Below are 26,724 nucleotides of genomic sequence, written 5' to 3'. Positions count from 1 at the left end.
GTGAGTGGACAGAATGGGCCGTAAATGGAACAATATTAAAGAAAAGAAAGCCTCGAAGGATGCAAATACAAGTCGTATTTATGCAAAATTTGGAGTTGAAATTTATGTAGCAGCCAGAAGAGGCGAACCGAATCCTGAATCAAATCAGGCATTAAAGTTCGTTTTAGAACGTGCAAAAACCTACAATGTACCTAGACACATTATTGACCGTGCGATAGACAAAGCAAAAGGCGGATCAGAAGAAAGCTACTCTGAGCTTCGTTATGAAGGTTTTGGACCAAACGGATCAATGGTTATTGTTGATGCCTTAACAAATAATGTGAACCGTACAGCTTCTGACGTGCGTGCTGCCTTTGGTAAAAATGGCGGGAACATGGGTGTCAGCGGATCTGTTGCCTATATGTTTGACGCAACAGCGGTTATTGGTCTTGAAGGCAAAACAGCGGATGAAGTTCTTGAAATCTTAATGGAAGCAGATGTAGACGTACGAGACATCATTGAAGAAGATGAATCTGTAATTGTTTATGCGGAACCAGAACAATTCCATGCGGTCCAAGAAGCATTTAAAAATGTAGGAATTACAGAATTCACTGTTGCAGAATTAACGATGCTAGCACAAAATGAAGTGACACTTCCTGAGGACGCTCAAGCTAAATTTGAAAAAATGATTGATGCTTTGGAAGACCTAGAAGATGTTCAACAAGTGTATCACAATGTTGATTTAGGTGAATAGGGCTTAATCAAGACCTTTGTATGACACAAAGGTCTTTTCTTATAAAGGGTGGTCGTATAGATGAACGTAAAAATCCAAAAGCCAAAAATTCCTGATGGCTTAACAACGACAAAATATCAACAAATGGAAGAACCTTTTTATGAAATGTGCATCATAAGTGATTGTTCGATCAGGAGTGAAGAAATACATAGAATACGCTTTGAACAAGTAATTTTTAAAAATGTCACTTTTATAGATGTTTCTTTTAGAAATATCGAATTGACAGATTGTTGCTTTGATCACTGTGATTTATCTAATACAGATTTTAGAGATGGCAGCATTCATCGAGTTGAATTTAAAGAATCTAAAATATTAGGGCTTAATCTTTCAGACGCTTCACTTGGGAATGTATTATTTGAAAATTGTAATGCAAATATGATTTCGTTTAGTTATTCCAAACTAAAGCAGGTATACTTCCATTCTTGTTTACTACGCAAAGCTGACTATTATGAATCTAAACTAAATAAGGTATCCTTCAATGACTGTGATTTAAATGAAGCGAATTTTGAACAAGCCCCGTTAAAGGGGATTGATTTAAGCACCTGTACATTTGATCGGTTAAATATATCCATAAAAGATCTAGCCGGGTGTAAAGTTACACCCGAGCAAGCCTTAGGATTTGCACGATTATTAGGGTTAATAATAAAATAAGAAGTACTAGGGAGCAGTCTCATCAGATTGCTCCTTCTTAAGTAATGGGAAAAATACATACGTTCATCAATCCTTAGGCATGAAATAAAAATGGATACGGCAAACTAAATAAAAAAAGGGGATATATATATGAAACAAGGTCTGAATTCGAAAGTACTTTCAGTATTAGAAGATAAAATCCAATTAATTCGTACGGAGAAAGGCGCCATTTATTTAGTGGGTCCTATTAAGCTTCCCGTTAATCTTTACGGTGAAACAGTGGAATTCAAATGGTACTGCTGGTTAAATTGTGATGAGGTTACAGAGGATTTCGAAAGAATTATCGATAAATTATCCTCTTCAAACTTAGCTGAATTACAACAGTCATCTGTCTTAGTTTATGGAGACTTTGAGTATGGTGAGGATGCCATTATTCGTATGCATTCGATTTGTCATACCGGTGATATATTTGGCAGTAAAAGATGTGATTGCGGATATCAGCTTAAAAAGTCAATGAAAATGATTCAGGAACATGGAACAGGTTCCTTATTCTATTTAGCTAACCATGAAGGAAGAGGAATTGGCTTATTTAGTAAAGCGATGGCATACGTTCTTCAAGAAAACGGTTATGACACCGTTGAGGCAAATGAAGGTCTTGGGTTTGTAGATGACTCTAGAAACTATAGCGACGCCATTCAAGTATTAAAGGCTATTCGTCAAAAACCGGTTACCTTAATGACAAACAATCCTAAAAAGTTGAATGCCTTAAAAGAAGCAGGATTAAAAGTTTCAGGCAGACAGCCGCTTTGGGGAGATATTTCCGAGTATAATGAGAAGTATTTGCAGACAAAGATTAATAAGTCTGGACATCTAGAAGAGGATGAAGGGGCTTGTCCAAATGACTAATCACGAATTTTATATGGATTTAGCCTTAAAAAATGCCCAGGCGATGAAAGGCCAAACTGACCCGAATCCGTTGGTTGGGTCTGTAATTGTTAATGATAACCGAATAGTAGGAATAGGTACTCACTTAAAGGCTGGTGAACCGCATGCTGAGATCCACGCCATTCGTATGGCTGGTGAAAAAGCAAGAGGCGGAACCATTTATGTCACTCTTGAACCATGTTCCCACCACGGAAGAACTGGACCTTGTGCTGTAGCGATTGTAGAAGCAGGTATTAAAAAGGTTGTTATTGCAACCCTTGACCCAAATCCAGTTGTATCAGGGAATGGTGTAAAAATTCTAGAGGATGCCGGTATCGAAGTGATTAATGGTGTACGTCAGGAAGAGTCACAAAGAATGAATGAGGTATTTAATAAGTTCATCGTAGAGAAAACACCTTTTGTGACATTGAAAGCAGGCATTACCCTAGATGGGAAAATTGCCACACATTCGTTTGATAGTAAATGGATCACTTCTGAAGAAGCACGAAGAGATGTCCATCACCTCCGAAATGAGAATATGGGGATTCTTGTTGGCGTTAACACGGTTATAAAGGATGACCCAGAGCTTACGACCCGGATACCAAATGGACGTAATCCTATTCGAATTGTATTGGATTCTACTTTAAGAATTCCATTAGAATCGAAGGTACTGAGTGATAACCTGGCGGAAACATGGATATTTACAAGCGAAAATTATGATAAAGAAAAAGCGAAGGTATTAGAAGGTTCAGGAATTTCTATTTTTCCCACGAGCGGATCAAAACATGTTAATCCGACTGAAGTTCTTCAAATATTGGGAGAAAAGCTTGTTTCCTCTGTATTAATAGAAGGGGGAGGCACCGTTAACTGGGCATTCCTCGAAAATAAATTAATTGATAAAGTAGTATTATATGTAGCTCCAAAAATTATTGGCGGCAGCAGTGCTCCCTCCTTTTTAGCAGGGGCAGGAATGGACAAAATGAAAGATGCAGTCCAGTTAGATAACTTATCTGTCCAGCAAATTGGTCCCGATTATAAATTTACTGGATATCCGATTTACTCACACGAGGGGCTTTAAGATGAAATTTGGTTTTGATATTGATGATACTTTAATCAACTTAAGAGAACATGCATTTACTATTTACAATAAAAAGTTAAACAAAAATGTACCTTCTGAAGTTTTCCATGAGTTAAAAAGAGTTGAAATTCATGAGCCCTTTGGTTTAAGTGATGAAGAGGGAAGTCAAATGTGGAAAACCTCATTAGAAGAGATTTATTATACAGACTGTCCTCCTTTTCCAAATGCGGTTGAAACGTTACAAGAACTTGAAAGAAAAGGACATGAAATCTATTACATAACCGCACGGCCAAAAGAACATGGAGAACGGACAAAAAAATGGATGAAAGAGCAGGGCTTCCCTGTTCGGGATGACCGTTTTTTCTATGGAATGCTAGACCATGAAAAGGTACAAATTATTAAAGAATTAAAACTAGACTATTACTTTGATGATAAGGCTGAAGTTTTAGATACATTGACTCATGATTCCTTAAAAGTATTTGTAAGAGACCAGTCATATAATCGACATTTACAATATCCCCGAATTTTAAATTGGACGGACTTAAAAGAAATATTGAAAAAAGAGCTTAAATAGTAAAAAAAACAGAAAGTTTAATTTGTAAAGGGTTCCGTTTTCGGGTGCTTTCTTATTAAAGGATACAAGAATTGACGTATGCAATTGGCATACGTCTTTTTCATTATTCATCAAGGTCTAAACAAGAGGGTCGGCACTTATCGGTTGGGGGATCAGGTTAGATTAAGCACCTGAGTTGATAATTAGACGGATAAATTCCGCTTAATTCGAAATTATTATTAAAAAAGGCTTAAATAGACGGAGAGATTCCGCCTATTGGCTTTAAAAATTCGAAAATGGGAGATTTTGCTTTGCATAAGCGGAAAAGCTCCGCTTATATACCCCGAAACGAGCTCCATTCTGCATTTAACCGGAAATTCTCCGCTTATTTCACTGACTGTTTACTCGATTAAGGACAGGATATTTTATTTAAGGAAATTCCAAGAGAACATATGACCCTTCTGTTTTTTATATTTCATCAATTTAGGTGAAATCAAGAGAATGATTAAGAAAAACGGCAAAAAGGGCGAATGAGTGCGTTTACATTCAATTTCACAAATTCGTCACAATCCTATATACTGTGTTTTGTTCACAACGGACCCGACTTTCATGAGAGTTGAAAGTCATTAAATAAAAAATAGAAAGAGGTGCTTCATGAACCTTAACAAAATTAAATATGAATGGTTCGGTAATATCAAAGGTGATGTATTATCCGGGATCGTGGTAGCAATGGCTTTAATTCCTGAAGCTATTGCATTTTCGCTCATTGCAGGCGTTGACCCGATGGTCGGTTTATATGCTTCATTCTGTATTGCTGTTGTCATTGCATTTGTCGGAGGAAGACCTGGAATGATTTCGGCAGCAACAGGTGCTACTGCCCTAGTAATGGTCACGTTAGTGGCAGACTATGGGTTACAGTACTTACTAGCGGCCACCATCCTTACAGGAGTCATTCAAATTATAATGGGCGTATTAAAACTAGGGCGTCTAATGAAATTTGTCCCGCGATCGGTTATGATCGGATTCGTCAATGCACTTGCGATTTTAATTTTTTCAGCCCAATTAACACACTTTGTTGGGGAATCTTGGGCAATGTATGCAATGGTCGCAGGAGCTCTAGCGATTATTTATATTTTCCCTCGTTTTACAAAGGTTGTTCCATCTCCTTTAGTCGCAATCATAACGATTACCGTTATTGCGGTTATGACAGGAAGTGGAGTTCGGACGATTGGAGACATGGGGGAATTGTCTCAAACTCTGCCATTTTTCTTAATTCCTGATATTCCGTTTACTTTTGAAACATTACAAATCATTTTCCCGTATTCACTTTCGATTGCCATTGTCGGTCTAGTTGAATCTTTATTAACAGCTTCTATTGTCGATGATATGACGGATACAACAAGCGACAAAAACAAGGAAGCAAGAGGGCAGGGTATTGCCAATATTGTTTCAGGATTCTTCGGCGGTATGGCAGGCTGTGCGATGATTGGCCAATCAGTCATTAATGTGAAATCCGGCGGCCGCGGAAGATTATCAGCGTTTGTAGCTGGCGTCTTTCTAATGGTATTAATTATCCTTTTAAATGATTTCTTGGTACAAATTCCAATGGCAGCATTAGTTGGAGTTATGTTCATGGTTTCCATTGGGACATTTGATTGGTCTTCACTTAGAAACATCCACAAGACCCCGATTTCCGATACAATCGTCATGATTGCAACGGTTGGAACAGTTCTATTGACACATGATTTATCAAAGGGTGTGTTAGTAGGAATCTTATTAAGTGCGATTTTCTTTGCTTCCAAGATTTCAAAGGTTAAAGTAACTACACTAGCTTCAAAAGGTTCACATAAAAAAGTATATAGAGTCACTGGTCAATTATTTTTTGCTTCTGTAACAGACTTTGTAGAAGGCTTTAACTACAATGAAGATGTCAATGAAGTAAGTATTGATTTAACACAGGCACATTTATGGGATGATTCGGCTGTAGGCGCCATTGATAAGGTAGTCATAAAATACCACCAGAATGGAATTAAAGTTCAGTTAATCGGTCTCAATAAAGAGAGTAATAAATTGATAGAAAAACTTGCGGTTCATAATAAACCAGGCGGTCTTGAAAAAGCTGCAGGGCATTAATATAGTTTGTTACACGCTGATGATAATAGAATCAGCGTGTTTTTTTATTGAAATTTAATTCACAAAATCTCCATACTTTTCAATTATTACATCGATAGGATTCGACATGAACAGTTTGTATCCCGTACTTGCTCATTACGATATTTTGTTTATTTTTGAAGGTAAAAAGGTTTTTAGTCGAAAATGCATTTTACTCGTCGCAATTTATAGATATTATCTATTACTTGCCGGTGCTACAATGAGGGCAAATAAGTAGTACATATGGAATTTTTCTATGAAAGAGGTGGTAAAAATGACAAAAAAACAATGCATTGCAATGTTGTTAGCAGGAGGAAAAGGCTCAAGACTAAAGGAATTAACTCGTAACGTAGCGAAGCCAGCAGTCCCGTTTGGAGGTAAATACCGAATCATAGATTTTGCACTTAGTAATTGTAAGAACTCTAGCATTGATACGGTTGGTGTCCTAACTCAATATAAACAAGAGACTCTTGAAAATTATATAGAAAACGGGGCAAAATGGGGTCTAAATCGAAAAATTGGCGGAATCGCCATCCTTCAACCGAATCAAATTAACAATATAGAGAATACCTATGAAGGAACTGCACATGCGGTTTATGAGAACCTCCAATTTATTGAAAGTCAAAATCCAGAATATGTGCTCATCCTCTCGGGAGATCACATTTATAAAATGGATTACAGTCATATGGTCAATGAGCATAAACAATCTGGTGCTGACGCAACGATTTCCGTTATCCAAGTCCCGTGGAGTGAAGCCAGCAGATTCGGAATTATGAATATTGATCCAGTGACAAATCAGATTATCGAGTTTGAGGAAAAGCCTGTTTATCCAAAATCAAATCTTGCTTCTATGGGAATCTATTTATTTAACTGGCCGATTCTAAAGAAGTTTCTCGAAAAAGAAGAAAACAATCCATTTTCCTCTAAGGATTTTGGTAAAGACGTGATCCCCTCTATGCTTCAAGAAAACTGCCACCTGCATGCCTATCACTTCAAAGGTTATTGGAAGGATGTTGGAACCGTCCAAAGCTTTTGGGAAGCACATATGGACCTTCTATCGGTAAACACAAACCCAATTTTAGAAAACGAAGAATGGATTATTTATACGAACGGAATTAGCCATCCACCAATGTATTTGGATGGAAAAGCCTCCTTACACCAATCGATTATAAGTGAAGGCTGCAAGGTTTATGGAGAGGTGGAAAATTCTGTATTATTTTATGGAGTAATAGTTGGTAAAGGGGCAATCATTAAGGATTCGGTTATACTACCTAACACAAAAGTAGGCGAGAATGCAGAGATTTATCGCTCAGTTGTAGGAAGCGGAAGTTTCATTGCAGCACATGCTAAAGTCGGAGATTCAACACCATTTAGTGAAATTACTATAATAGGCGATAACGAAAACATTCAACCGCTAGTTTATAAATAACTACGGGGACGGTTCGCCTGGACCAAAATGGCAGACGAACCGTCCCCTTGGTTTTTCCTTGGTTTTGTTGACATTAATTGAGTGTTATAATATAATTATCTCGTATTCAAGATAACTCGTTTCGAGTTATTTTTTTGAGTCTATATCTCGAATTCGAGATAATAATTGATGAAATCATATAATGGGTAAAATAAGTTATCACTAAGTCTAAAACGGGAGTGAAAAAAATGGAAAAGAAAACTCTAGGTATTCACCATATAACCGCAATTGTCGGACATCCACAGGAGAATGTAGATTTCTATGCTGGTGTTTTAGGATTGCGCTTAGTAAAACAAACTGTAAACTTTGATGATCCAGGTACGTATCATCTTTACTTCGGAAATGAAGGTGGAAAACCAGGATCCATCATTACCTTTTTCCCTTGGGCAGGAGCACGACAAGGAAGAATCGGTGATGGTCAAGTAGGGGTAACCTCTTATGTCGTTCCAAAAGGTTCGTTTGAATTTTGGAAAAAGCGCCTAGAAAAGTTTAATGTTCCATATACAGAAATGGAACGATTTGGCGAGCAATATTTAGAATTCGATGATCCACATGGACTTCATTTGGAACTTGTTGAAAGAGAAGAAGGGGAAAAGAATTCGTGGAAATTTGGTGACGTTACCCCAGAAGTTGCGATTAAAGGGTTCGGAGGGGCTACACTGCTATCCACTCAGCCTGAAAAAACAGCAGAATTGTTAGAAAAGGTTATGGGATTAGAGCTAATCGGCAGCGAAGGAGATTTCACTCGTTTTCGCTCATCAGCAGATATCGGCAATGTCATTGACCTAAAATTAACTTCAATTGGACGCGGCACAATGGGGGTAGGAACGGTCCACCATATTGCATGGCGTGCCATTGATGACAAGGATCAACTAGATTGGCAAAAGTATGTTGCAGCAAACGGATATGGTGTCACTCCAGTTAAGGATAGGAACTACTTTAATGCGATTTATTTTAGAGAGCATGGCGAAATCCTTTTTGAAATTGCCACCGATCCTCCAGGATTTGCCCATGATGAACCAGAGGAAACAATGGGTGAAAAATTAATGCTGCCAGAACAATATGAGCCGCATAGAGGACAGATTGAACAAGGTTTGTTACCATTTGAAGTAAGAGAATTAGACTAAGGAGTGATTTCTTTTGCTTTCAATTGACCCTTCAAAAAATACCGAACGGGAAAATTATAAATTTTTAATCGGCAGCATTGTTCCTAGACCTATTGCATTTGTTACAAGTATGTCGGGGCAGGGGATTTTAAATGGGGCACCATTTAGTTATTTTAATATTGTTTCATCCAATCCTCCTATGATTTCTTTGGCGATTCAGCGAACTGCAGGAAGGCAAAAGGACACGGCTAGAAACATAATTGAGTTAAAAGAGTTTGTGGTACATGTTGTGGATGAAAACAATGTTGAAGAAATCAATAAAACCGCTGCAAGTTTACCACCTAATGAAAGTGAAATTGAATTAGCCAATCTCACGCCAGTAGAAAGCGTAAAGATTTCAGTGCCTGGTATAAAAGAAGCGAAAATCCGAATGGAGTGTATATTAGAACAGTCGCTCGAACTTGGCGGGCAAGATTCTCCAGGAGTTGATTTGATTATCGGGAAAGTCATTCAATTTCATATAGAGGAAGAAATCTATGAAAACGGCAGAATTGATCCTTTGGGATTAGGAGCAGTAAGCCGATTGGCTGGAACGAATTATGCAAAGATTGGTGAGATATTCTCAATAGAAAGACCTAAATGATTTTTGGAGGACAGATATATGAAACATATATTTAATAAGGGAAAAGATTCAACGAAACCAACTTTCTTAATGCTGCATGGTACTGGTGGAAATGAATTAGACCTGCTGCCGCTCGCTGGAATGATAGATGATGAAGCATCAGTATTAAGTGTCCGTGGAAATGTATTAGAAAATGGAATGCCGCGGTTTTTCCGAAGATTAGCTGAAGGTGTGTTTGATGAACAAGACCTCGTAATCCGAACAAAGGAATTAAATGAATTCCTAGATGAAGCGGCTGTAAAATATGAATTCGACCGTGATAATATTATTGCGATCGGGTACTCTAATGGAGCTAACATCGCAGCAAGCTTACTATTCCACTATCAAAATGCACTAAAAGGTGGAATTCTCCATCATCCAATGGTGCCGAGAAGGGGAATAGACCTTCCAGATTTAACAGGTAAAAACGTATTTATCGCAGCTGGAACCAATGATCCTATTTGTCCACCATCGGAATCATCTGAACTACAGTCTTTATTAGAGAATGCGAATGCAAAGGTTGTCCTACATTGGGAGAATCATGGCCATCAATTGACTAGAGAAGAAGTAGAGGCAGCAGCAGATTGGTATAGAAAATTATAAGAAAAAAAAACAAGCTAATCAAATCGATTAGCTTCTTATTTTTTCTTAAGGAATGTTTCGATTTCATTTGATAAAATTGCATTATGATAATCTTATTTAAGATTATTATATTCATCCTTAATTTCTTCTACTGTTTTATCAATTTGCTCTCCCCAGTGATCATTTACTGTTTTAAAAACGACTTTACCGTCTTGGTCGAGCATTCCGTAGCCTCTATAAGCTACATCACCATTTTTCATCCCCATGTGGTCTATTAATTCTAAATCGGGATCAGAAATGAAGGAGAGACTTTTACCATAAAGACCTTCTAATTCTTTGTATAACTGAAGCTGTTCTTCGGGTAAATCTTTGCTAATAATGAACATTTCTACATCCATGCCTTCTAATTTACCGAGATTTTCATGCAACTGAACTAGTTGCTGATGGCAGAGTCCTCAGGTGTAGGAAGTAATAAAAAAGAATACAGTCGGTTTCTCTAATGGAAAAGTTACTTCTTTCTGGTCTTGATTATGTAATGTGATCGGCTCGCTGAGTGTCTTTTGCCCGCATGCTGATAATACTAGAACAGCTATGAAGGAAAAAACTAGTAATTTTTGTTTCATGTTGTGCTCCTTTTAATCTTAGAAATGGTGATCAACACCTTAATTGTAGTGCAAACTACTTTATCTATCAAATAATTGGATTATAGGAACCTTTTATCTAAATAAAAAACCAGATTGGATTTTCCATTCTGGTTTTTCCTGCTTATTTTTTTTCTGCAAGCCACGAAGCTACGGCATCTGCGTCTTCGCCTGTAAGGATTCCTCCTGGCATTCCGCCTTTTCCATTTACAATAATTTCTTCAATTTCATCTTTAGAGTATTTTGAGCCGACTTTATCTAAGTCAGGAGCTCCTCCACTTTTTAAATCTCCACCGTGGCAGGATGAACAGTTTTGTTGATAAAGCGCATCTCCGTCACCAGCGTCTGCCGTTTGTTGTTCATCACCAGCCTGTTCCTCAGTAGGTGTTGTATCTTGTTCCGTTTCATTGTCACCGCCGCCGCAAGCTGTCAGAAAGCCTAGGAAGGCAATGCAAACTAACCCATAGAGCAGTTTTTTCATATAGTTTCACCTCCATATAGTAATAGGTTTTCTTACACGGGTGATGAATATTCTGCTATTTATCCAGAATTTGAATAGGTTTACTACCGAACAGTGAATTATTTAAGCGTTTTTTATTAACATTCAAACATTTGTTTGACCAAAGGAAACACAATTGTATATACTAATAGTCAAATGAACGTTTGAATGATGAGGCAATACAGGTGAACGATGATTCAACTTGCCTCTGCTCAACTAATGGAGGGGAAAACTTATTATGAGTAATGCGTTACAAAAAGAAAATCAAAAAACGGTATATCGCGTTCAAGGATTCACCTGAGCAGGCTGTGCTACAAAGTTCGAAAAGAACGTAAAACACCTGGATGGTGTTTCTGACGCAAATGTAAACTTCGGTGCTGCAAAACTAACCGTATATGGTCATACAACTATAGAGGAAATAGAAAAAGCAGGAGCCTTTGAAAATATAAAAGTTGTTCCTGAAAAACAAAAAGTTGAAGAGAAAAAAGTACCTTTTGTACAAAAACATTCAACTGTCATTGTATCATTCGTTTTCTTACTTATAGGATGGTTTGCAGGGCAAATGAATGGGGAAGAAAGTATTCCTTCAATTTTAGCCTATGGTGCTTCTATTTTAATAGGTGGATATCGATTATTTAAAACCGGGATTAAGAATCTATTGCATTTGGAATTTGATATGAAAACCTTGATGACGATCGCCGTCATTGGTGCCGCGTTTATTGGAGAATGGGGGGAAGGAGCTACAGTTGTCATTTTGTTTGCGATCAGTGAAGCACTCGAATCCTATTCTATGGATAAGGCGCGACAATCGATCCGTTCCCTTATGGATATTGCTCCCAAAGAAGCTTTAATCCGAAGGGGAGATAAGGAGTTTACAATTGAAGTCGATGATATTCAAATTGGTGACATTCTAATTGTAAAACCAGGGCAAAAGATAGCTATGGACGGGGTTATTGTTAAGGGATTATCAGCAGTGAATCAGGCAGCCATTACGGGTGAATCTGTACCCGTGGCGAAGGCGGTTAATGATGAGGTATTTGCTGGGACCTTAAATGAAGATGGTTTACTTGAAGTACGAGTAACCAAACATGTGGAAGATACCACAATTGCTAAAATCATTCACTTGGTGGAAGAAGCCCAAGCGGAAAGAGCACCATCTCAGGCATTTGTTGATGTGTTTGCAAAATATTATACACCGATTATCATGCTAATCGCATTAGGCGTCGCTGTTATACCGCCTCTATTCCTAGGTGGAAATTGGGATAAATGGGTATACCAAGGCTTGGCCGCACTAGTGGTAGGATGTCCTTGTGCGCTTGTTATTTCTACACCCGTTGCCATCGTTACGGCAATTGGAAATGCAGCTCGAAATGGTGTCCTGATTAAAGGTGGAATTCATTTAGAGGAAATGGGAGCCATCAAAGCTATCGCTTTTGATAAAACAGGAACTCTAACAGAAGGTGTACCGGTAGTTACAGATTATTTTCCACAACCAAATATAGATTCCAATGAATTATTGACCATTATCGCTGCCTTAGAAAATGGTTCTCAGCACCCATTAGCTTCAGCAATCATGAAAAAAGCAGAGCAGGAACATTTGTCTTATAAAGAGATTGTAATACAAGATTTTTCTTCGATTACAGGTAAAGGGATAAAAGGTAGAGTGCACGATAAAATGTATTTTATAGGAAGCCCTAATTGGTTCGAGGAAATCTTGGTCAATGGAATGCCTCTTGACATTAAAGCAACGATTACGGAGCTTCAAAATAAAGGCAAAACGGTAATGGTTGCGGGGACTGAAACAGAAATAGTGGGAATCCTTGCGGTTGCAGATGAGGTTAGAGGGAATAGTAAATCGGTCGTCCAAAAACTTCACTCGTTAGGCATTCAGGAAACCATTATGTTAACAGGGGATAATAAAGCGACTGCAAATGCAATTGGAAAACAGCTTGGGGTTACCAATATTAAAGCTGAATTGCTTCCGCAGGATAAACTAGCCTTCATTAAAGAACTAAGAAGCAAGTATAATCGTGTTGCGATGATCGGGGACGGTGTGAATGACGCGCCGGCTTTAGCCGCTTCGACAGTTGGTATTGCAATGGGTGGAGCAGGTACAGATACGGCACTTGAGACTGCAGATATAGCTTTAATGGCAGATGACTTAGGAAAACTTCCATTTACATTAAAACTCAGCAGAAAAGCCTTGAATATCATTAAGCAGAACATTACATTCTCTTTAGGAATTAAACTTGTTGCATTGTTATTAGTAATCCCAGGTTGGCTGACGCTCTGGATTGCTATATTTGCAGATATGGGTGCAACACTTATTGTTACTCTCAATGGTTTAAGACTTCTCAAAATCAAAGACAAATAATAATGGGCTTCCCAATAACGGGAAGCCTCTTAATTTTAGTTGAATTTTGTTTCTTAACTTACTGTAAACATCCAAGGAACTCCAAATTTGTCCTTCACAGAACCGGGAAGCTTCGCGAAGAATGTTGGCTGAAGAGCCATATGAATGGTTCCGTCTTCTTTTATTATGTTCCAAGCTCTAATTGCACTTTCCTCAGAATTAAGCTCCATTAAGGTAACGATTTCAATAGGAACGGAAAATAACAAAATAGGAATAATATAAATATGGAGAATTAGGTGACCTTTTCCATACCTATTTATTCCTTTGTTATTTCATAATGTAAAAAATGTTGAACAAACTATTAACATTTATCTTGGCTTCACAGGTGTTAATAAGGAGGTAAATTCGATAAAAAGATTAGGAGAGCGGTTATGATTATTCTCATTTTTTATTTAATGTATATTATTATATTCGGCATAGTTATTTTTAAAGATAAACATCCGGAGGTTAGCAGCACCTTTAAGGAACAGCATAAAGTGGAAAGATTCTATGGAAATGAGGCGTCACAGGATCGCGTGATTCTACTGGAAGAAAAGGTGTTTTCAGGACTTGCCCGTGTTAACTTAATGGAAAATGCACAGGAGTCTATTGAAATCGCCTATTATGCCATTCATAAAGGATATATTACCGATTTATTATTTGGAATGATTTTGGATGCGGCCGATCATGGCGTAAAGGTAAGAATCCTTTTGGATGGAATTTTCCATGGTTTTAGATTTAGTCTGAAAGATGTTCAATACGCCTTAATCAATCATCCAAATATCGAAATTAAATTTTATGAACCACTAAATCTTTTACTGCCTTGGACATGGAATAATCGACTACATGATAAATTACTTATTATCGATAATAAGTATGCCGTGATCGGAGGCAGAAATATCGGGGATCGTTATTTTATTCAAGAAGGTCAAAAATCCGCCACGAATGACCGAGATGTTCTGATAATTAATACGGATCCCAAGACAAAGGAAGGCAGTGTTTTGAATCAAATGGAAGGCTACTTTAATCAAGTCTGGGACCATCCAATTACAAAGGTTCCTTTTGATAAGTTATCCTCACGCCAACAAAAGAAAGCAAAAGAAGCCAATCAACAATTAAAACAAAAACTAGAGAATTTGAGAAAAACAGATAAAAAAATATTCAATAATTATTATGATTGGGTAAAAATGTCCCTTCCTACTAAAAAAATCACCTTTATTCATAATCCTATACAAAGATTTAATAAAGAACCTTGGGCTTGGTATGATTTAACAAATCTCATGAAGAATTCGAAAAAGTCCTTAGTCATCCAAAGCCCATATATTATTCCAACACAACCTATGCTTCCTTATTTGAAAACGTTACAAGTACCTCCTGAAAAGACAACTATTTTAACGAACTCGTTAGCCTCGTCAGCCAATGTTATCGCCTATTCAGGACATATTAAACATATTAACGGGATGGTAAAAAAGGGTATGAATATATGGGAGTATCAGGGGCCGGAATCGATACATGCCAAAACATTTATCTTTGATGATCGATTGAGTGCCATTGGAGCATTTAATTTGGATTCCAGGTCGACGTTTTTAAATACAGAGTCCATGGTCGTCATTGATAGCGTGGAGTTTACCGTAAATCTCGAAAAGGAAATGAACCAGTATTTTAAAAAGAGCTTAAAGGTAGCAAAGGATGAATCGTATATAGAGGACACAAACTTAAAACCAGGTAAAGTAAGTTGGGTTAAATCATTCAGTATAAAAGGACTATCCTATATAACGGGTTTATTCCAGCATTTATTATAAACCTCTACTCAATAAACTTTGAGTAAGGAATAATAAATTTACTGCCAATCAGTTCATAAATTAATTGCCAGAAACACAAAAGAAAAGCTGTCGATGATTATTCGACAGCTTTTAAGGTTCAATTTTATTGTCTTCTTCCCAATATCGGACACTCTCTGTCTTAGATGTTGGCTCTCTTTTAACCACTTTTCCTGTTTCATCGTAATAGACTTCATATTCCTGATAGATCTCAACGAAATATCCGTTCATTTTTTGAACATCATCGAGCATATATTCCAACACTGGCACATCTGTTGGCGGTTCTACGTCTACCGGTTGTGCCACTACTGGTTCACTGATGGTCGAGTAGGAATATTTGCTATGAATAAATGAATACGGCGAATCAAGATAGGCTACAAGTGCAACAATGATACACAGGAATAAAAACGTCGTGAAATGAGAGATTATTTTCATTTATCTCGACTCCTTTTACAAGTACATCCTCGTAACCTATCTTATGCATGTCCTTTTCACATATGCTAGTTTGTTTTAAACGCTAAAGCTTTCGTTCGATAAAATTGATATAGTACTAAGGCTATAACTGAAATGATGGCTCCAGAGATATAAGGTAATCCGATTGAAAGGGAGAATAACCAGCCTCCAAGAGGTGGACCAATGATTCTTCCTAACGAGTCAAAGGAAGAAAGCAATCCGGTTGCACTTCCATGACCTGCGTCAGTGGTTTTCGTCAGTAAGGAAGAGACACTAGGGCGAATGACGCCATTTCCAATACCAAAGATTGATAAAAATATAGCAGCAGTTGTAAAACTGTCAACAAATAGAATTAATCCGAAACCAATCGCTGATACAATGATTCCCCCTTGGATAACTTTTCCTTCACCATATTTCTTTGTTAATCTGCCAACCATACCGCCCTGGACCATTGCTCCAGCAAATCCCATAATCATGAATATATATCCTAGCTGCGCAGCCCCTAAACCTGCCTTTTTTGCAGCAAAATAAGCGAATGTAGCTTCTAAGCCAGATAGTGAAAGAGAAATTAGCAATTGTAATAAAAACAATACGGCTGCGGGACCAGAAAATGCCTTCCATCTCGATTGAGTACTACTCTGATCCGCGGCAGTATTTTTTTGTAAGGATTCTTTCAAGAAAAAGAAAATGATGACTAACGTTATCAAGGAAGAGGCACCTGCTAAGTAAAACGGCATACTCATACTTGACTTTGAAAATATACCGCCAATGGCAGGACCAAAGACAAAGCCTAGTCCTACTGCTGCTCCTACAATACCCATTCCTTTCCCACGGTTTTCAGGAGTGGTAATATCGGCGACATATGCCATCGCAGTAGGCATATTAGCCGAAGAAAGTACGCCGCCAATAATTCGTGCGGCAAATAACATCCAAAGCTCAGTAGCCATCGCTTGAATAAAGAAGGACAATGATAATCCAGCGATTCCAATCATCATAATCGGCTTACGCCCGATACGGTCCGATAATTTCCCCCAAAATGGAGCAAAGATAAGCTGCATTAGCGAATAAACAGCCATTAGTAAGCCTAATTGCGTAGGGGAAGCGCCCATTTCTTCAGCATAAAATGGCAGAACGGGAATAATGATTCCGAAGCCTATCATGACAAGGAACATGATTAAAAATAAAATTGGTAAAGCCCTTTTTGTTTCCAAATAACTCCAACTCCTAAATGATCTGAACAGTTCAAATCTTTATGTAAAAATTACTACAAACTTTGGCACTATGCTTAGGATAATAGAAAACATGATTCTAATACAAGCATTTCAAATTATTATTTAAAATAATTTTCTTAGTTGATAAGATATCACCTAATCAGCACATATCAATAAAGTAGCACTAGTCTATCATATGCTAGCAGGATTATAGCAAAGGTATAGTGAATAAAGAGAACATGTCTGAATAGATAAAGGGTTCCGTTTTCGGGTGCATTCTTTTTCAAAGACACAAAAATTGACGTATGAATTTGCATGGGTCTTTTTCTTTATTTATCAAGCTTTCTCCGTTGGGGGATAAGGTTAAGCACCTGAGTTGATAAATAGGCGGAGAAATTCCGCTTAATTCGTAATTAATATAAAAAAATGCTTAAATAGACGGAGAAATTCCGCCTATTAGCTCGAAAAATTCGAAAATGGGGGATTTTGATTTGATTAAGCGGAAAACCTCCGCTTATTTATCCCGAAAAGAGATTGAGTCCATATAATTGTGTAAAAAGAAAATGAGTCAAATTAACTCCTCATGGTTACAATGTTAACGGCGAAGAAAACAATGTGGAGGAATTAATTATGACTCAAATACAGTTTAACCTAAATATCAATGATTTAAAAGATTCCGTTATGAACTCTGATATAGACGCTGTGATCAAAGCGTCTATCGTCTTGGTTTTGAATTCTGTGATGGAAAAAGAACGGGATGATTTTTTAAAAGCTGGTTCCTACGAACGTTCCATTGAACGTCGTGACTATCGAAATGGCTACTATGAACGTGATTTATTATTAAGTATTGGAAAAATAACTTTAAGAGTACCTAGAACGCGTAACGGTGATTTTTCGCCATCAGTATTTGAAAGGTATGCACGTTGTGATCAAGCATTTGTCCTCTCTATGCTTGAAATGGTTGTGAATGGGGTTTCCACCCGGAAAGTAAAGAATGTTGTCCAACAGTTATGTGGGGAAACTGTCTCAAAATCGTTCGTTTCCTCTCTAACAGAAAAGCTTGACCCAGTTGTTAATCAGTGGGCTAATAGGCCAATTAATACGATGTATTATCCCTATATTTTTGCAGATGCCATGTATATTAAAGTGAGAGAACATCACCGAGTGGTTTCTAAAGCAGTTTATATTGCAACTGCAATTAATGAAAACAATGACAGAGAAATTCTTGGCTTAAAAGTGGACCACTCTGAAAGCTATGAAGCTTGGCAAAGATTTTTCCAACACTTACAATCACGCGGTTTACAATCGCCAAAATTAATCATTTCTGATGCACATAAGGGCCTAAAAAAGGCAATTGGCAGTGAGTTTGTGGGAACCACTTGGCAACGCTGCACGGTACATTTCAAACGAAATATTTTTAATAAATTGCCGAAAAAAGATATGGAAGAAGTGAAATTAGGTTTAAAAAGGATTTTCGAGGGATTGAAAATTGAGGATGCTCGGAGATTTAAAGAGGAGTTTTTGAATCAATTTGGTGATAATCCAAAGCTACAAAATGCAATAGATATATTAGAAGATGGCTTCGAAGATGCCATTCAATATTTCAATGAACCTCAGAAATATCATCAATTTATTCGTAGTACAAATTCATTGGAGCGGTTAAATCAAGAAGTAAGAAGAAGGGAAAGAGTGATCCGTATTTTTCCTAATACACAATCTGCGTTCAGATTAATTGGAGCGGTCTTAATCGACTTAGCCGAAGAACAAACTACGAGAAAAGTAGTGCAAGAAAAACAATAGGCGCGAAGCGCGCGAAATTTTGATGTTTTGGAAGGGGGGTACCCCCCTTCCAAAACATCAAAATTCTATACTCCTGTTAAACATTGTAATGATGAGGTAATGAATTTACACAATAACATGGACTTGACTCGAAAAGAGCTCCAATATGTATTTAAACGGAAAATCTCCGCTTATATTTCTTTTGCTGGTTACTCGATTAAGGAAAAGACATCTTAACTATTTCAAAAATCTAATGAAGCAAAAATTAAAGGACATGAGTCCAGTAGAATACCGAACTCATGTCCAACAAGTTGCTTAATATTTTTGTCTAACTTTTTTGGTGCAGATCATAGCTGGCGAGTTTTACTTTTATATAAACCAATAACACTGCCAAAACGACTATCATTTCGGCACGTATGAAGAAAAGCACCTCAAAACGGAACCTTTATCTGAATGGACATGTGCTCTTTATTTCACTGCTTTCCGAGTTGTTTCTGATGCGAAGTCTGCAATGACAACAAGAATCATATAACAAAATAATAGTAACGTAATTTGTGTATAGTTAAAATAACTCATCGCAAGCTTAAAGTCCATTCCAAGACCGCCTGCACCAACAAACCCTACCACAATAGTTGTTCTCATGATCACTTCCCATCTATAAAGAATATAGGTGAGAAATCGAGGAAGAGCGATAGGCAGAATTCCATAAAAGAAGATTTCGATTTTGGAAGCACCGGCAGCTGCTAAGTTTCGAATCGGTCTCGGATCCATATCCTCGACAACCTCTGCCCAAAGCTTCCCAAGTATACCAAAGTTATGAAGAGCCAGCGCCAATGCTCCTGGTAGGATTCCAGGTTTGAAAATAAAGATAATCATCATGGCCCAGACTAATTCTGGAACAGACCTTGAAAAGATAAAAAGAAGACGGATGAAAGCAAATAATGGCCAATTATACCATCTCTTTTTAAATGTAAGATTCCCATTGGCAATGTTTCTTGCAGCAGGAAGGACCGTAACGAAAGCGACAATGGTGGAAAATCCAATTGCCATTATACTCATTTCAAGTGTTTCCAGCGTAAGCTTCAGTGCATTTTCCCAGCTTTCTGCATCTAGGAAGGCTGGATTTTCTAGATTGATACCCAGAAGACCGCCGAAAAACGTTTTAGCATATTCGATATTTTTTTCAGATAATAGCTCAAATAACCTGGCATTTTCACCAATCGTAATATACGTCCAAGAACACATTATTAATAATGTGGCAAATAGGACAGACATCCAGCCGGAACCAAAGCCTTTTTTTCTTTTATGATCTGTTAATTCCTTGCGAACCCAATGACTCCAGCCATCAACAAATATCACCAACGCAATTAAAAAGAAGACAAATGTCCAAACAGCATCATATTTTAAATCCGCTAGTGCCAATTGAATCTGAAAACCAAGTCCTCCTAAGCCAACAAAACTCATAATGGCGGAAGAACGAATAGCACATTCAAACCGGTACATCGTATAACTTATAAAATCTGCCCAAACCAAGGGAAGGTAACCATAAAATAGCGTTTGAAGCCGTGAGGAGCCTGCTGCTTTTAAGGCAATAATCGGCTGCTCGGGAACATCATTCAGCATATCTGCAAAAATACGGCCTAGTATCCCGCCGTATGGAATCGCTAGTGCTAAGATTGCGGCATAGGGGGATAGTCCAACGGCTGCCACAAAAAGCCAAGCCCAAATTAATTCATGAATCGAGCGAGTAAAACCTAATATACCTCTAAAAAACACTTTAGAAATAAACCGCGAAAATTTGCTAGTCGTTAACGTTCCTGACGCCAAGACGCCTACAATAAAAGCATAAACAATGGCCAGCGACATCCCTGCCACTGCATACGCAAGTGTAATCCAAGTCGACTCCAAACCAACCAATAATATGCTTGGTGCTAAATCAGGCTTGATTAGTCCTTCAAAAATCTGCAGCATGGTTGGAATACCGCCTGCATGGAAAAGTTCTGAGTTCCAATGAATAGAGGTAAGACTCCATACGAAAATTGCGAGCAACAGTAAAGTAAGAATGAATCTTTTATGCAATCGAAGGGAGGGGATCAGTTTGATCATATTAATCCCTGCTCCTTAAGCTTGTAAAGCTCATGTAACAGCTCATCACTTACTTTTTCTGTTGGCAAATCAAAAAATATTTCGCCATTTTTGAGAGAAATGATTCTTGTAAAATACTTTCGTGCGTATTCCACTGAATGCAGACTGGCAACTAATGTTTGGTTTTCCTCTGAAACAATTTTTGTCAGTATGGAAAGAACATCGTCAGCACGAGCAGGGTCGAGTGAAGCTACTGGTTCATCTGCGAGAATGATTTCTGGATTCTGTACCATTAATCTTGCCATTGCCACACGCTGTTGTTCACCGCCTGACAATGTTGCCGTTATTTCGTAAGGCTTGTCTCCAAGCCCGACTCTATTAAGAGCCGTAAGGGCTGATTCTTTTTCTTGAGGGACCAGTAGTGAAATTAATGATTTGATTAAACCCCACTGTGATAATTTGCCTGCTAGGACATTATGAATCACTGCTAGAGGACCAATTAAATCGAACTGCTGGCGGATGACACCAATTTTTTTTGCAAACTTCTTTCCTCGTTTGTAATCAGCAAGAGGAAGACTGTCTATTAGGAGCTCGCCGCCCTGAAGAGGAACAAGCCCCGCAATGGAATTCAATAAAGTCGTTTTTCCTGCGCCGCTGGGGCCAATTAATGCCACCAATTCACCTTGTTTAATAGAAAAAGAAAGGGAAGATAAGGCTATCTTCCGCTCAAAATGTTTTGTTATGTTTTTTGCTTCAATCATCGTTTTTGAAGACATGGAACAACACCTACTACTTAATAATCTCTAATTCTTTCGCAACTTTTTCAATCTTTTCATAGTTATCATTTTTTGTTTCAATAAACTTGTCAGTTTGGAACAAGTCAGCAATTTCTTTTGAATCGCCTGGCATGGAAAGAAGGGAGTCTTTTACTTTTTGCTTAGCATCACTGCCAAATACTTCTTCCACGTTGCTATTGATTGTCCAGTTGTAATCGTAATAATCAGGAGTCGTATAGAACACCTTCACTTTATTTGTATCCACTTTACCTTCTTTTACCGCTGCTTCCCAAACAGAGATGTTTAAGGCACCAGCTTGGAAGGAACCAGATTCAATTAGCTTGTAAGTAGTATCATGTGAGCCTGAGAAGTTAGGCTTACCATTAAAATCAGTGTTAGGGTCAATGCCTTCTTCCGTTAAGAAATAACGAGGCATTAAATGTCCTGATGTAGAGCTTTCACTGCCAAATGTGAATGATTTTCCTTTTAAATCAGCTAATGTACTAATACCAGAGCCTTCTTGAGTAATAAATACGGATTTAAACGCTGCGTCACGCGGACGCTGTACAATGGATTCAGCTTCCGGAACAAGATTTCTTGCCTGAACACTTGTTAAACCGCCGAACCATGCTAAATGGATCTCACCACGTTGGAATCCTGTAACTAAAGCTGCGTAATCAACAGAAGGAACAAATTCAACCTTCATGCCGGTTTCTTCACTTAACTGCTTCGCTACTGCATCCATTCCTGTTTGGAGGAAAGCAGCATTTTGATCGGGAATCGCACCAATTTTAAATACTTCCTCTGTTTTTGTTTCCTTATTTCCTTCTTTTTCTTCATTTGCTTTATTTTCAGTTTGCCCACAGGCTGCTAATAAAAAAACAAGCATAAATAATATCATACCAGTTAACCAATTTTTCATAAACTATTCACCTCATTAATTATGTAGATTTACACAGTAGTTAAATTCTTGACCTCTTGATTATAAAGAATAATATCATTCTATTAAATTCATTTTATCTATAAAATAAATGGATAATAATCTAAATTATCGATAGAGAATCGATAATTAGAATGCGTCAAACCCTTGATATTAAAGAAATCTCCCGCAAATTATGCGGGAGATCGAAGTTTCTTTATTCATTTATCGTTTGTGACCATTCTTCGACATTCCAAACCTTGGTTACCCAATCCTCGTAAAAATCAGGTTCATGGCAAACTAAACATAAAAAAGATGTCTTTTAGAAACTCGTTGCTGATACTTATAGCATTTTTCAGGATTTCTTTTATGTCTTGGAGAGAAACACTTAAATCTACTTCTCTAAATGGGTATACTAATAGAAGAGTAGATAAGCATGATGGAGGTGCTGATGATGAGACAAACAATATATTGGACACAGTTGGTTTATGAAAATTGGAAACTGTATATGGCTGCAACTTCTAATGGACTGTGTTACGTTGGCTCTCAGGATAAGCCTTTTGAGGAAATGGAGCTTTGGGTAAAAAAACATTACCCTGGCAGTCAATTAGTGCAGGATGTTACGGTTATGCAGCCATACGCAGCTGAATTTAAAGAGTTTTTTCAAGGTAAACGAAATACATTTACGATTCCCCAAGAATTAAAGGGAACCCAGTTTCAGACAAATGTGTGGAATGCACTTTGTAAAATTCCATATGGAGAAACATGGACGTATTCAGATATTGCCAATGCGATTGAAAGGCCCTCAGCAGTCCGTGCCGTTGGCGCTGCCATTGGGGCAAATCCCGTCCTGTTAACAGTACCGTGTCACCGAGTAATTGGGAAGAACGGTAAACTTACAGGCTTTCGTGGTGGATTAGAAATGAAGGAGCAGCTTTTAAAGCTCGAGCAAGCAAACCATATTAATCGATGATAAAAGCACGATATTCTTGGACATACTATCTCGTATGAATTAAGAAAACGAGGTGCTAATTTCATGGAAGAAATCCAGGAAGTTCGATTTTGTGAAAACTGCAGCAGAGAAACGGTACATATGGTGAGAGAAGACCCTTTGGAAATCGAGTATATCTGTCAAGAATGCAACGATCACCAAGAAATGTTTAAATCGTTTTTTTAAGGACCTATTGAATTCAAAGAAGACAGAGCGATTTCACGCGGCTCTGTCTTTATTCATGAACCCCGACCCGACCCGTACATAACATAGTAGTAACACCAAGGAGGGGTTACTTTGGTCACAAACCATAATAATGTATCAATTGGAACAGTTTCAGGCGGGATTGTTAACTTTGGCGGTGCTGTTTACATTTCACCGATTTCTATTACCAAAACCATCGGCGGCTCCGGCGAGAACAACACCAGCCCGGAATCCGAAATGGATCCTGAAAATGAAATAATCATGAGTTTCCCTAAGCGGTGCTAAAAAGCACCGCGATTTTTTTTTTGCTACAAAAGAGAGGTTGGTATAAAGAGGTTTAGTTGGTAAATAATACTTTAAGCAACTATCTTTAGTGGACAGAAGGTGATGAAAGTGTTCTTTAAAAAGCTGTTTTCACCAAGAGGTCATTTAAAACCTAAGAACCAGGATTTTATTCCAAAGACAAGGGAAAAAATGTCCACTGAGTTTAAAAAAAGACTGCAGAATAGCGCTGACATTATGGAGAATGAAATAGGAGTTTCAGGGATTACTTTGTTCTCCATAGGTACATTAATAGACAAAACCATGCTTCATAGAGATATTATTGATTCGCTAAAAGAAGTATCATCTGATTCGATCCAAAAAATAATGGAGCATTTGTCAATTGGTGAGATTGAAAAAACAACTCAGATGGAAAAGGCAGTCCAAGCTGCTCTAGACGGAAATGTCATCATTTTTCTAGAGGGGAATTCGGCTGTTTTATTAGCCAAAATCCCTTCCAGCGTTGGACGTTCCATATCCTATGCTCAAAATGAATCTCAGGTCATTGGACCACAGATGGCGTTTACTGAAAGCATAATGACCAATATCACCCTTATTAGAAGTTATATTAAGGACACATCTTTGTGTATTGAAAATTTACAAATAGGGACTCGAACAAATAAATTAGTGTCCATTGTCTATCTTAACGGGATTGTTTCTGAGCAAATGGTTGGCAGCCTTAGAAAAAGGATTCAAGAGATAAAAATGGACGGAATTCTTGACAGTTCGGTGTTAGAACAACTTCTTGCAGAGAACTCATTAACCATTTTCCCACAAATGGCGTTAACGGAACGACCCGATCGTGTATCAGATTGGCTGCTTAAAGGAAAACTGGCAATTTTTGTGGATGGAAGCTCCCTGGCGATTGTTTGCCCTCAATCCTTTATGGAATTTTTTCAAAGCATGGAGGACAGTAATGTAAATTGGCAGATTGCCACATTCTGGCGATTATTAAGATTCACCGCCTTATTCCTTTCCGTTTTCTTTACTGCTTTGTATGTGGCTTCTTTAACCTTTCACTATGAAGTCATCCCACAAACTTTGTTGTTTACACTTAGTGAGTCACGGGCTAAGGTACCATTTCCTCCTATTATAGAAGCACTATTATTAGAATTTATTATGGAATTATTACGAGAAGCGGGTGCCCGCCTGCCGACAAAAGTAGGTCAAACAATGGGTATCGTAGGCGGTATCGTAATAGGGACAGCTGCTGTAGAAGCAGGTTTTACGAGTAACATCCTGATTATCATCATTTCCTTAGGAGCTCTTGGTTCGTTCGTAACTCCAAGTTATACAATGGGAAATGTAATCCGTATCGTTCGATTCCCTTTGATCATTTTGGCTGGATTCTGGGGATTTTATGGAATGATGTTCGGCTTTTGCTTTTTACTACTGCACCTATTAAGACAAACAAGCCTAGGAAGTCCTTATCTGGCACCATTTTTCCCCCCTCGCTTTGAGGATTGGAAGGACAGTATCATTCGACTGCCATTATCCTTAACAAACAAAAGACCTGATTTAACAAGGGCAGAAGATGAATACAAATTTGATCCAATAAAGGCAAAAAAACATAATTGAGCGTAGGTAGCGGGTGAGTCAATGAAAGTTCAATATCAAGCAAAGCCACAATATATTTTAAGTACCTTTATACTATTTTTTATTATCCATTCTATACAAGTTGGAATTGGGATACATAGTTTCCAACGAATTATTTTCCCGGAGGCAAAGCACGATTCCTGGATATCTGTGGTTCTGGCAGGTGTTATCACTCATATTGTGGTATTTGTTATAATTAAAACCTTACAACTATATGGACCTACAGATATATATGGCATCCATATCGAAGTGTATGGAAAGTGGATTGGAAAAGTAGTTAATAGTATCTATATCTTTTATTGCTTAAGTATGTTTGTAATCATTTTAAATAACTATATTGAGGTCATTCAAACATGGGTATTTCCAATTGTTCCCTCATGGGTGTTTTCAATCTCCATCCTGTTATTAGTGGTTTATGGGGTGACTGGCGGCATACGGGTAATAGCAGGTGCTGGTTTTTTTAGCATTATTCTTTCAGTCTGGATGTTGATTTTCTTTGGCTATCCTTTACGATTTGTTGACTTTCATCATCTTCTCCCTGTAATGGAATCGAATATTACATCGATTCTAAAAGGAGCTTATAAAATGGCTATCACCTTAATAGGTTTTGAAATCCTCTATATCGTTTATCCGTTCTTGGAAGATAGAAAGCAGGTACAAAAATATGCCCACCTAGGAATCGCGGCTTCTAATATCTTGTACTTAGTCCTTATGCTGCTATCTATCAGTTATTTTAGTCCTGGTCAATTAGAGAATACCAATTGGCCAACTCTTTCCTTATTTAAGATTGTTAAACTTCCTTTTATTGAAAGGACTGAGTACGTAGCCGTTTCTTTTTGGCTGCTGATTATCCTCCCGAATCTATTGCTATATATGTGGGCGGCAGTACGCGGTGTAAAGCGCTCATTTGGAAGAAAAACAAACAGGGTCATTTGGGTTTTTACATTCTTTATTTTTTTTGTCAGTATTTTTATTAATACACGCTTGAAACTAAATCAGGTTAACGACATTTTAGACAACATTGCTTTTTATATTGCTATTTGTTATCCCTTTATCCTTTATATTTTGGCTTTGATTAAGAAGAAAATGACTTCCCTAAAGGAGAAATAGGA

Annotated in this window: 26 protein-coding genes and 1 pseudogene; 18 read left to right on the top strand and 9 right to left on the bottom strand. The window is 37.7% G+C overall.

What is annotated here, in order from left to right; all coding sequences use genetic code 11:
* The first annotated feature begins 13 nt into the window (after positions 1-13).
* The 10 genes from QFZ28_RS14450 (at position 14) to QFZ28_RS14405 (ending at position 9,946) form a co-directional block, all read left to right on the top strand.
* Entirely contained in the window at positions 14-733 is a 720-nt protein-coding gene (locus tag QFZ28_RS14450; RefSeq protein ID WP_307195274.1) for a YebC/PmpR family DNA-binding transcriptional regulator, read from the top strand.
* Between the two features lie 60 nt (positions 734-793).
* The gene (locus QFZ28_RS14445; RefSeq protein ID WP_307195273.1) at positions 794-1,423 is read left to right on the top strand and encodes a pentapeptide repeat-containing protein; all 630 of its coding nucleotides are present in this window, start codon (positions 794-796) and stop codon (positions 1,421-1,423) included.
* Between the two features lie 129 nt (positions 1,424-1,552).
* A complete protein-coding gene (locus QFZ28_RS14440; RefSeq protein WP_307195272.1) occupies positions 1,553-2,308 on the top strand; it encodes a GTP cyclohydrolase II in 756 nt (251 codons plus the stop codon).
* Positions 2,301-3,404: a bifunctional diaminohydroxyphosphoribosylaminopyrimidine deaminase/5-amino-6-(5-phosphoribosylamino)uracil reductase RibD gene (gene ribD, locus QFZ28_RS14435; protein ID WP_307195271.1), complete on the top strand. Its 1,104-nt coding sequence runs from the start codon at positions 2,301-2,303 to the stop codon at positions 3,402-3,404. Before QFZ28_RS14440 ends, ribD begins: the two co-directional genes overlap by 8 nt.
* Before the next feature lies 1 nt (position 3,405).
* The gene (locus tag QFZ28_RS14430) at positions 3,406-3,978 is read left to right on the top strand and encodes a 5' nucleotidase, NT5C type (RefSeq protein WP_307195270.1); all 573 of its coding nucleotides are present in this window, start codon (positions 3,406-3,408) and stop codon (positions 3,976-3,978) included.
* A gap of 633 nt (positions 3,979-4,611) precedes the next feature.
* On the top strand, positions 4,612-6,090 hold the full coding sequence (locus QFZ28_RS14425) for a SulP family inorganic anion transporter (RefSeq protein WP_307195269.1): 1,479 nt from the start codon (positions 4,612-4,614) through the stop codon (positions 6,088-6,090).
* Between the two features lie 292 nt (positions 6,091-6,382).
* Entirely contained in the window at positions 6,383-7,537 is a 1,155-nt protein-coding gene (locus tag QFZ28_RS14420) for a glucose-1-phosphate adenylyltransferase (RefSeq protein WP_307195268.1), read from the top strand.
* 227 nt (positions 7,538-7,764) lie between these two features.
* Positions 7,765-8,703, top strand: a complete 939-nt coding sequence (locus QFZ28_RS14415; protein ID WP_307195267.1) for a ring-cleaving dioxygenase — start codon at positions 7,765-7,767, stop codon at positions 8,701-8,703.
* 13 nt (positions 8,704-8,716) lie between these two features.
* Complete coding sequence (locus QFZ28_RS14410) at positions 8,717-9,325, top strand: flavin reductase family protein (RefSeq protein ID WP_307195266.1); 609 nt, start codon at positions 8,717-8,719, stop codon at positions 9,323-9,325.
* A gap of 18 nt (positions 9,326-9,343) precedes the next feature.
* Positions 9,344-9,946 carry an alpha/beta hydrolase gene (locus tag QFZ28_RS14405; protein WP_307195265.1) on the top strand — a complete coding sequence of 201 codons (603 nt, stop codon included), beginning with the start codon at positions 9,344-9,346 and terminating at the stop codon, positions 9,944-9,946.
* A 92-nt stretch (positions 9,947-10,038) separates the two neighbouring features.
* On the opposite strand, the pseudogene QFZ28_RS14400 reads toward QFZ28_RS14405, so the two are convergent.
* The 3 genes and pseudogenes from QFZ28_RS14400 to cccB form a co-directional block, all read right to left on the bottom strand.
* Positions 10,039-10,365 (bottom strand): annotated as a pseudogene (locus tag QFZ28_RS14400) (hypothetical protein); the annotation flags it as partial.
* 15 nt (positions 10,366-10,380) lie between these two features.
* Positions 10,381-10,548 (bottom strand): hypothetical protein, encoded by a 168-nt coding sequence (locus QFZ28_RS14395; RefSeq protein WP_307195264.1) that lies wholly within the window; start codon positions 10,546-10,548, stop codon positions 10,381-10,383.
* Between the two features lie 142 nt (positions 10,549-10,690).
* The gene (gene cccB / locus QFZ28_RS14390) at positions 10,691-11,047 is read right to left on the bottom strand and encodes a cytochrome c551 (protein ID WP_307195263.1); all 357 of its coding nucleotides are present in this window, start codon (positions 11,045-11,047) and stop codon (positions 10,691-10,693) included.
* A 256-nt stretch (positions 11,048-11,303) separates the two neighbouring features.
* Between cccB and QFZ28_RS14385 the strand changes: the two genes are divergently transcribed.
* Positions 11,304-13,439, top strand: a complete 2,136-nt coding sequence (locus QFZ28_RS14385) for a heavy metal translocating P-type ATPase (protein WP_307195262.1) — start codon at positions 11,304-11,306, stop codon at positions 13,437-13,439.
* Positions 13,440-13,492: 53 nt separating this feature from the next.
* On the opposite strand, the gene QFZ28_RS14380 is transcribed toward QFZ28_RS14385, so the two are convergent.
* A complete protein-coding gene (locus QFZ28_RS14380) occupies positions 13,493-13,648 on the bottom strand; it encodes a hypothetical protein (RefSeq protein WP_307195261.1) in 156 nt (51 codons plus the stop codon).
* Between the two features lie 201 nt (positions 13,649-13,849).
* Between QFZ28_RS14380 and QFZ28_RS14375 the strand changes: the two genes are divergently transcribed.
* Positions 13,850-15,259 carry a phospholipase D-like domain-containing protein gene (locus QFZ28_RS14375; protein ID WP_307195260.1) on the top strand — a complete coding sequence of 470 codons (1,410 nt, stop codon included), beginning with the start codon at positions 13,850-13,852 and terminating at the stop codon, positions 15,257-15,259.
* Positions 15,260-15,370: 111 nt separating this feature from the next.
* Here the strand turns inward: QFZ28_RS14375 and QFZ28_RS14370 are convergent, their stop codons facing one another.
* A complete protein-coding gene (locus QFZ28_RS14370) occupies positions 15,371-15,712 on the bottom strand; it encodes a hypothetical protein (RefSeq protein ID WP_307195259.1) in 342 nt (113 codons plus the stop codon).
* Positions 15,713-15,777: 65 nt separating this feature from the next.
* Positions 15,778-16,941, bottom strand: a complete 1,164-nt coding sequence (locus QFZ28_RS14365; protein WP_373428074.1) for an MFS transporter — start codon at positions 16,939-16,941, stop codon at positions 15,778-15,780.
* Between the two features lie 630 nt (positions 16,942-17,571).
* Between QFZ28_RS14365 and QFZ28_RS14360 the strand changes: the two genes are divergently transcribed.
* Positions 17,572-18,741, top strand: a complete 1,170-nt coding sequence (locus QFZ28_RS14360) for an IS256 family transposase (protein ID WP_307195258.1) — start codon at positions 17,572-17,574, stop codon at positions 18,739-18,741.
* A gap of 447 nt (positions 18,742-19,188) precedes the next feature.
* Here the strand turns inward: QFZ28_RS14360 and QFZ28_RS14355 are convergent, their stop codons facing one another.
* From QFZ28_RS14355 to QFZ28_RS14345, 3 genes are read right to left on the bottom strand one after another with little or no spacing between them, the layout of a single operon-like run.
* Positions 19,189-20,826, bottom strand: a complete 1,638-nt coding sequence (locus QFZ28_RS14355) for a PhnE/PtxC family ABC transporter permease (protein ID WP_307195257.1) — start codon at positions 20,824-20,826, stop codon at positions 19,189-19,191.
* Positions 20,823-21,581 carry a phosphonate ABC transporter ATP-binding protein gene (locus tag QFZ28_RS14350; RefSeq protein ID WP_307195256.1) on the bottom strand — a complete coding sequence of 253 codons (759 nt, stop codon included), beginning with the start codon at positions 21,579-21,581 and terminating at the stop codon, positions 20,823-20,825. The genes QFZ28_RS14355 and QFZ28_RS14350 overlap by 4 nt, the downstream gene beginning before the upstream one ends.
* Before the next feature lie 13 nt (positions 21,582-21,594).
* Complete coding sequence (locus QFZ28_RS14345) at positions 21,595-22,503, bottom strand: putative selenate ABC transporter substrate-binding protein (protein WP_307195255.1); 909 nt, start codon at positions 22,501-22,503, stop codon at positions 21,595-21,597.
* A 451-nt stretch (positions 22,504-22,954) separates the two neighbouring features.
* Here QFZ28_RS14345 and QFZ28_RS14340 point away from each other — a divergent pair, with 451 nt between their 5' ends.
* The 5 genes from QFZ28_RS14340 (at position 22,955) to QFZ28_RS14320 (ending at position 26,722) form a co-directional block, all read left to right on the top strand.
* Complete coding sequence (locus QFZ28_RS14340) at positions 22,955-23,473, top strand: methylated-DNA--[protein]-cysteine S-methyltransferase (protein ID WP_373428073.1); 519 nt, start codon at positions 22,955-22,957, stop codon at positions 23,471-23,473.
* 63 nt (positions 23,474-23,536) lie between these two features.
* Positions 23,537-23,677 (top strand): hypothetical protein, encoded by a 141-nt coding sequence (locus tag QFZ28_RS14335; protein ID WP_307195253.1) that lies wholly within the window; start codon positions 23,537-23,539, stop codon positions 23,675-23,677.
* Positions 23,678-23,788: 111 nt separating this feature from the next.
* Entirely contained in the window at positions 23,789-23,980 is a 192-nt protein-coding gene (locus QFZ28_RS14330; RefSeq protein ID WP_307195252.1) for a spore germination protein, read from the top strand.
* A 102-nt stretch (positions 23,981-24,082) separates the two neighbouring features.
* Positions 24,083-25,594 carry a spore germination protein gene (locus QFZ28_RS14325; RefSeq protein ID WP_373428072.1) on the top strand — a complete coding sequence of 504 codons (1,512 nt, stop codon included), beginning with the start codon at positions 24,083-24,085 and terminating at the stop codon, positions 25,592-25,594.
* A gap of 21 nt (positions 25,595-25,615) precedes the next feature.
* Entirely contained in the window at positions 25,616-26,722 is a 1,107-nt protein-coding gene (locus tag QFZ28_RS14320; protein WP_307195250.1) for a GerAB/ArcD/ProY family transporter, read from the top strand.
* Positions 26,723-26,724: the final 2 nt, after the last annotated feature.

The sequence above is a fragment of the Neobacillus niacini genome, assembly GCF_030817695.1.
GTDB lineage: Bacteria > Bacillota > Bacilli > Bacillales > Cytobacillaceae > Neobacillus > Neobacillus niacini_F.
This window is presented reverse-complemented; position numbering and strand designations above follow the sequence as displayed.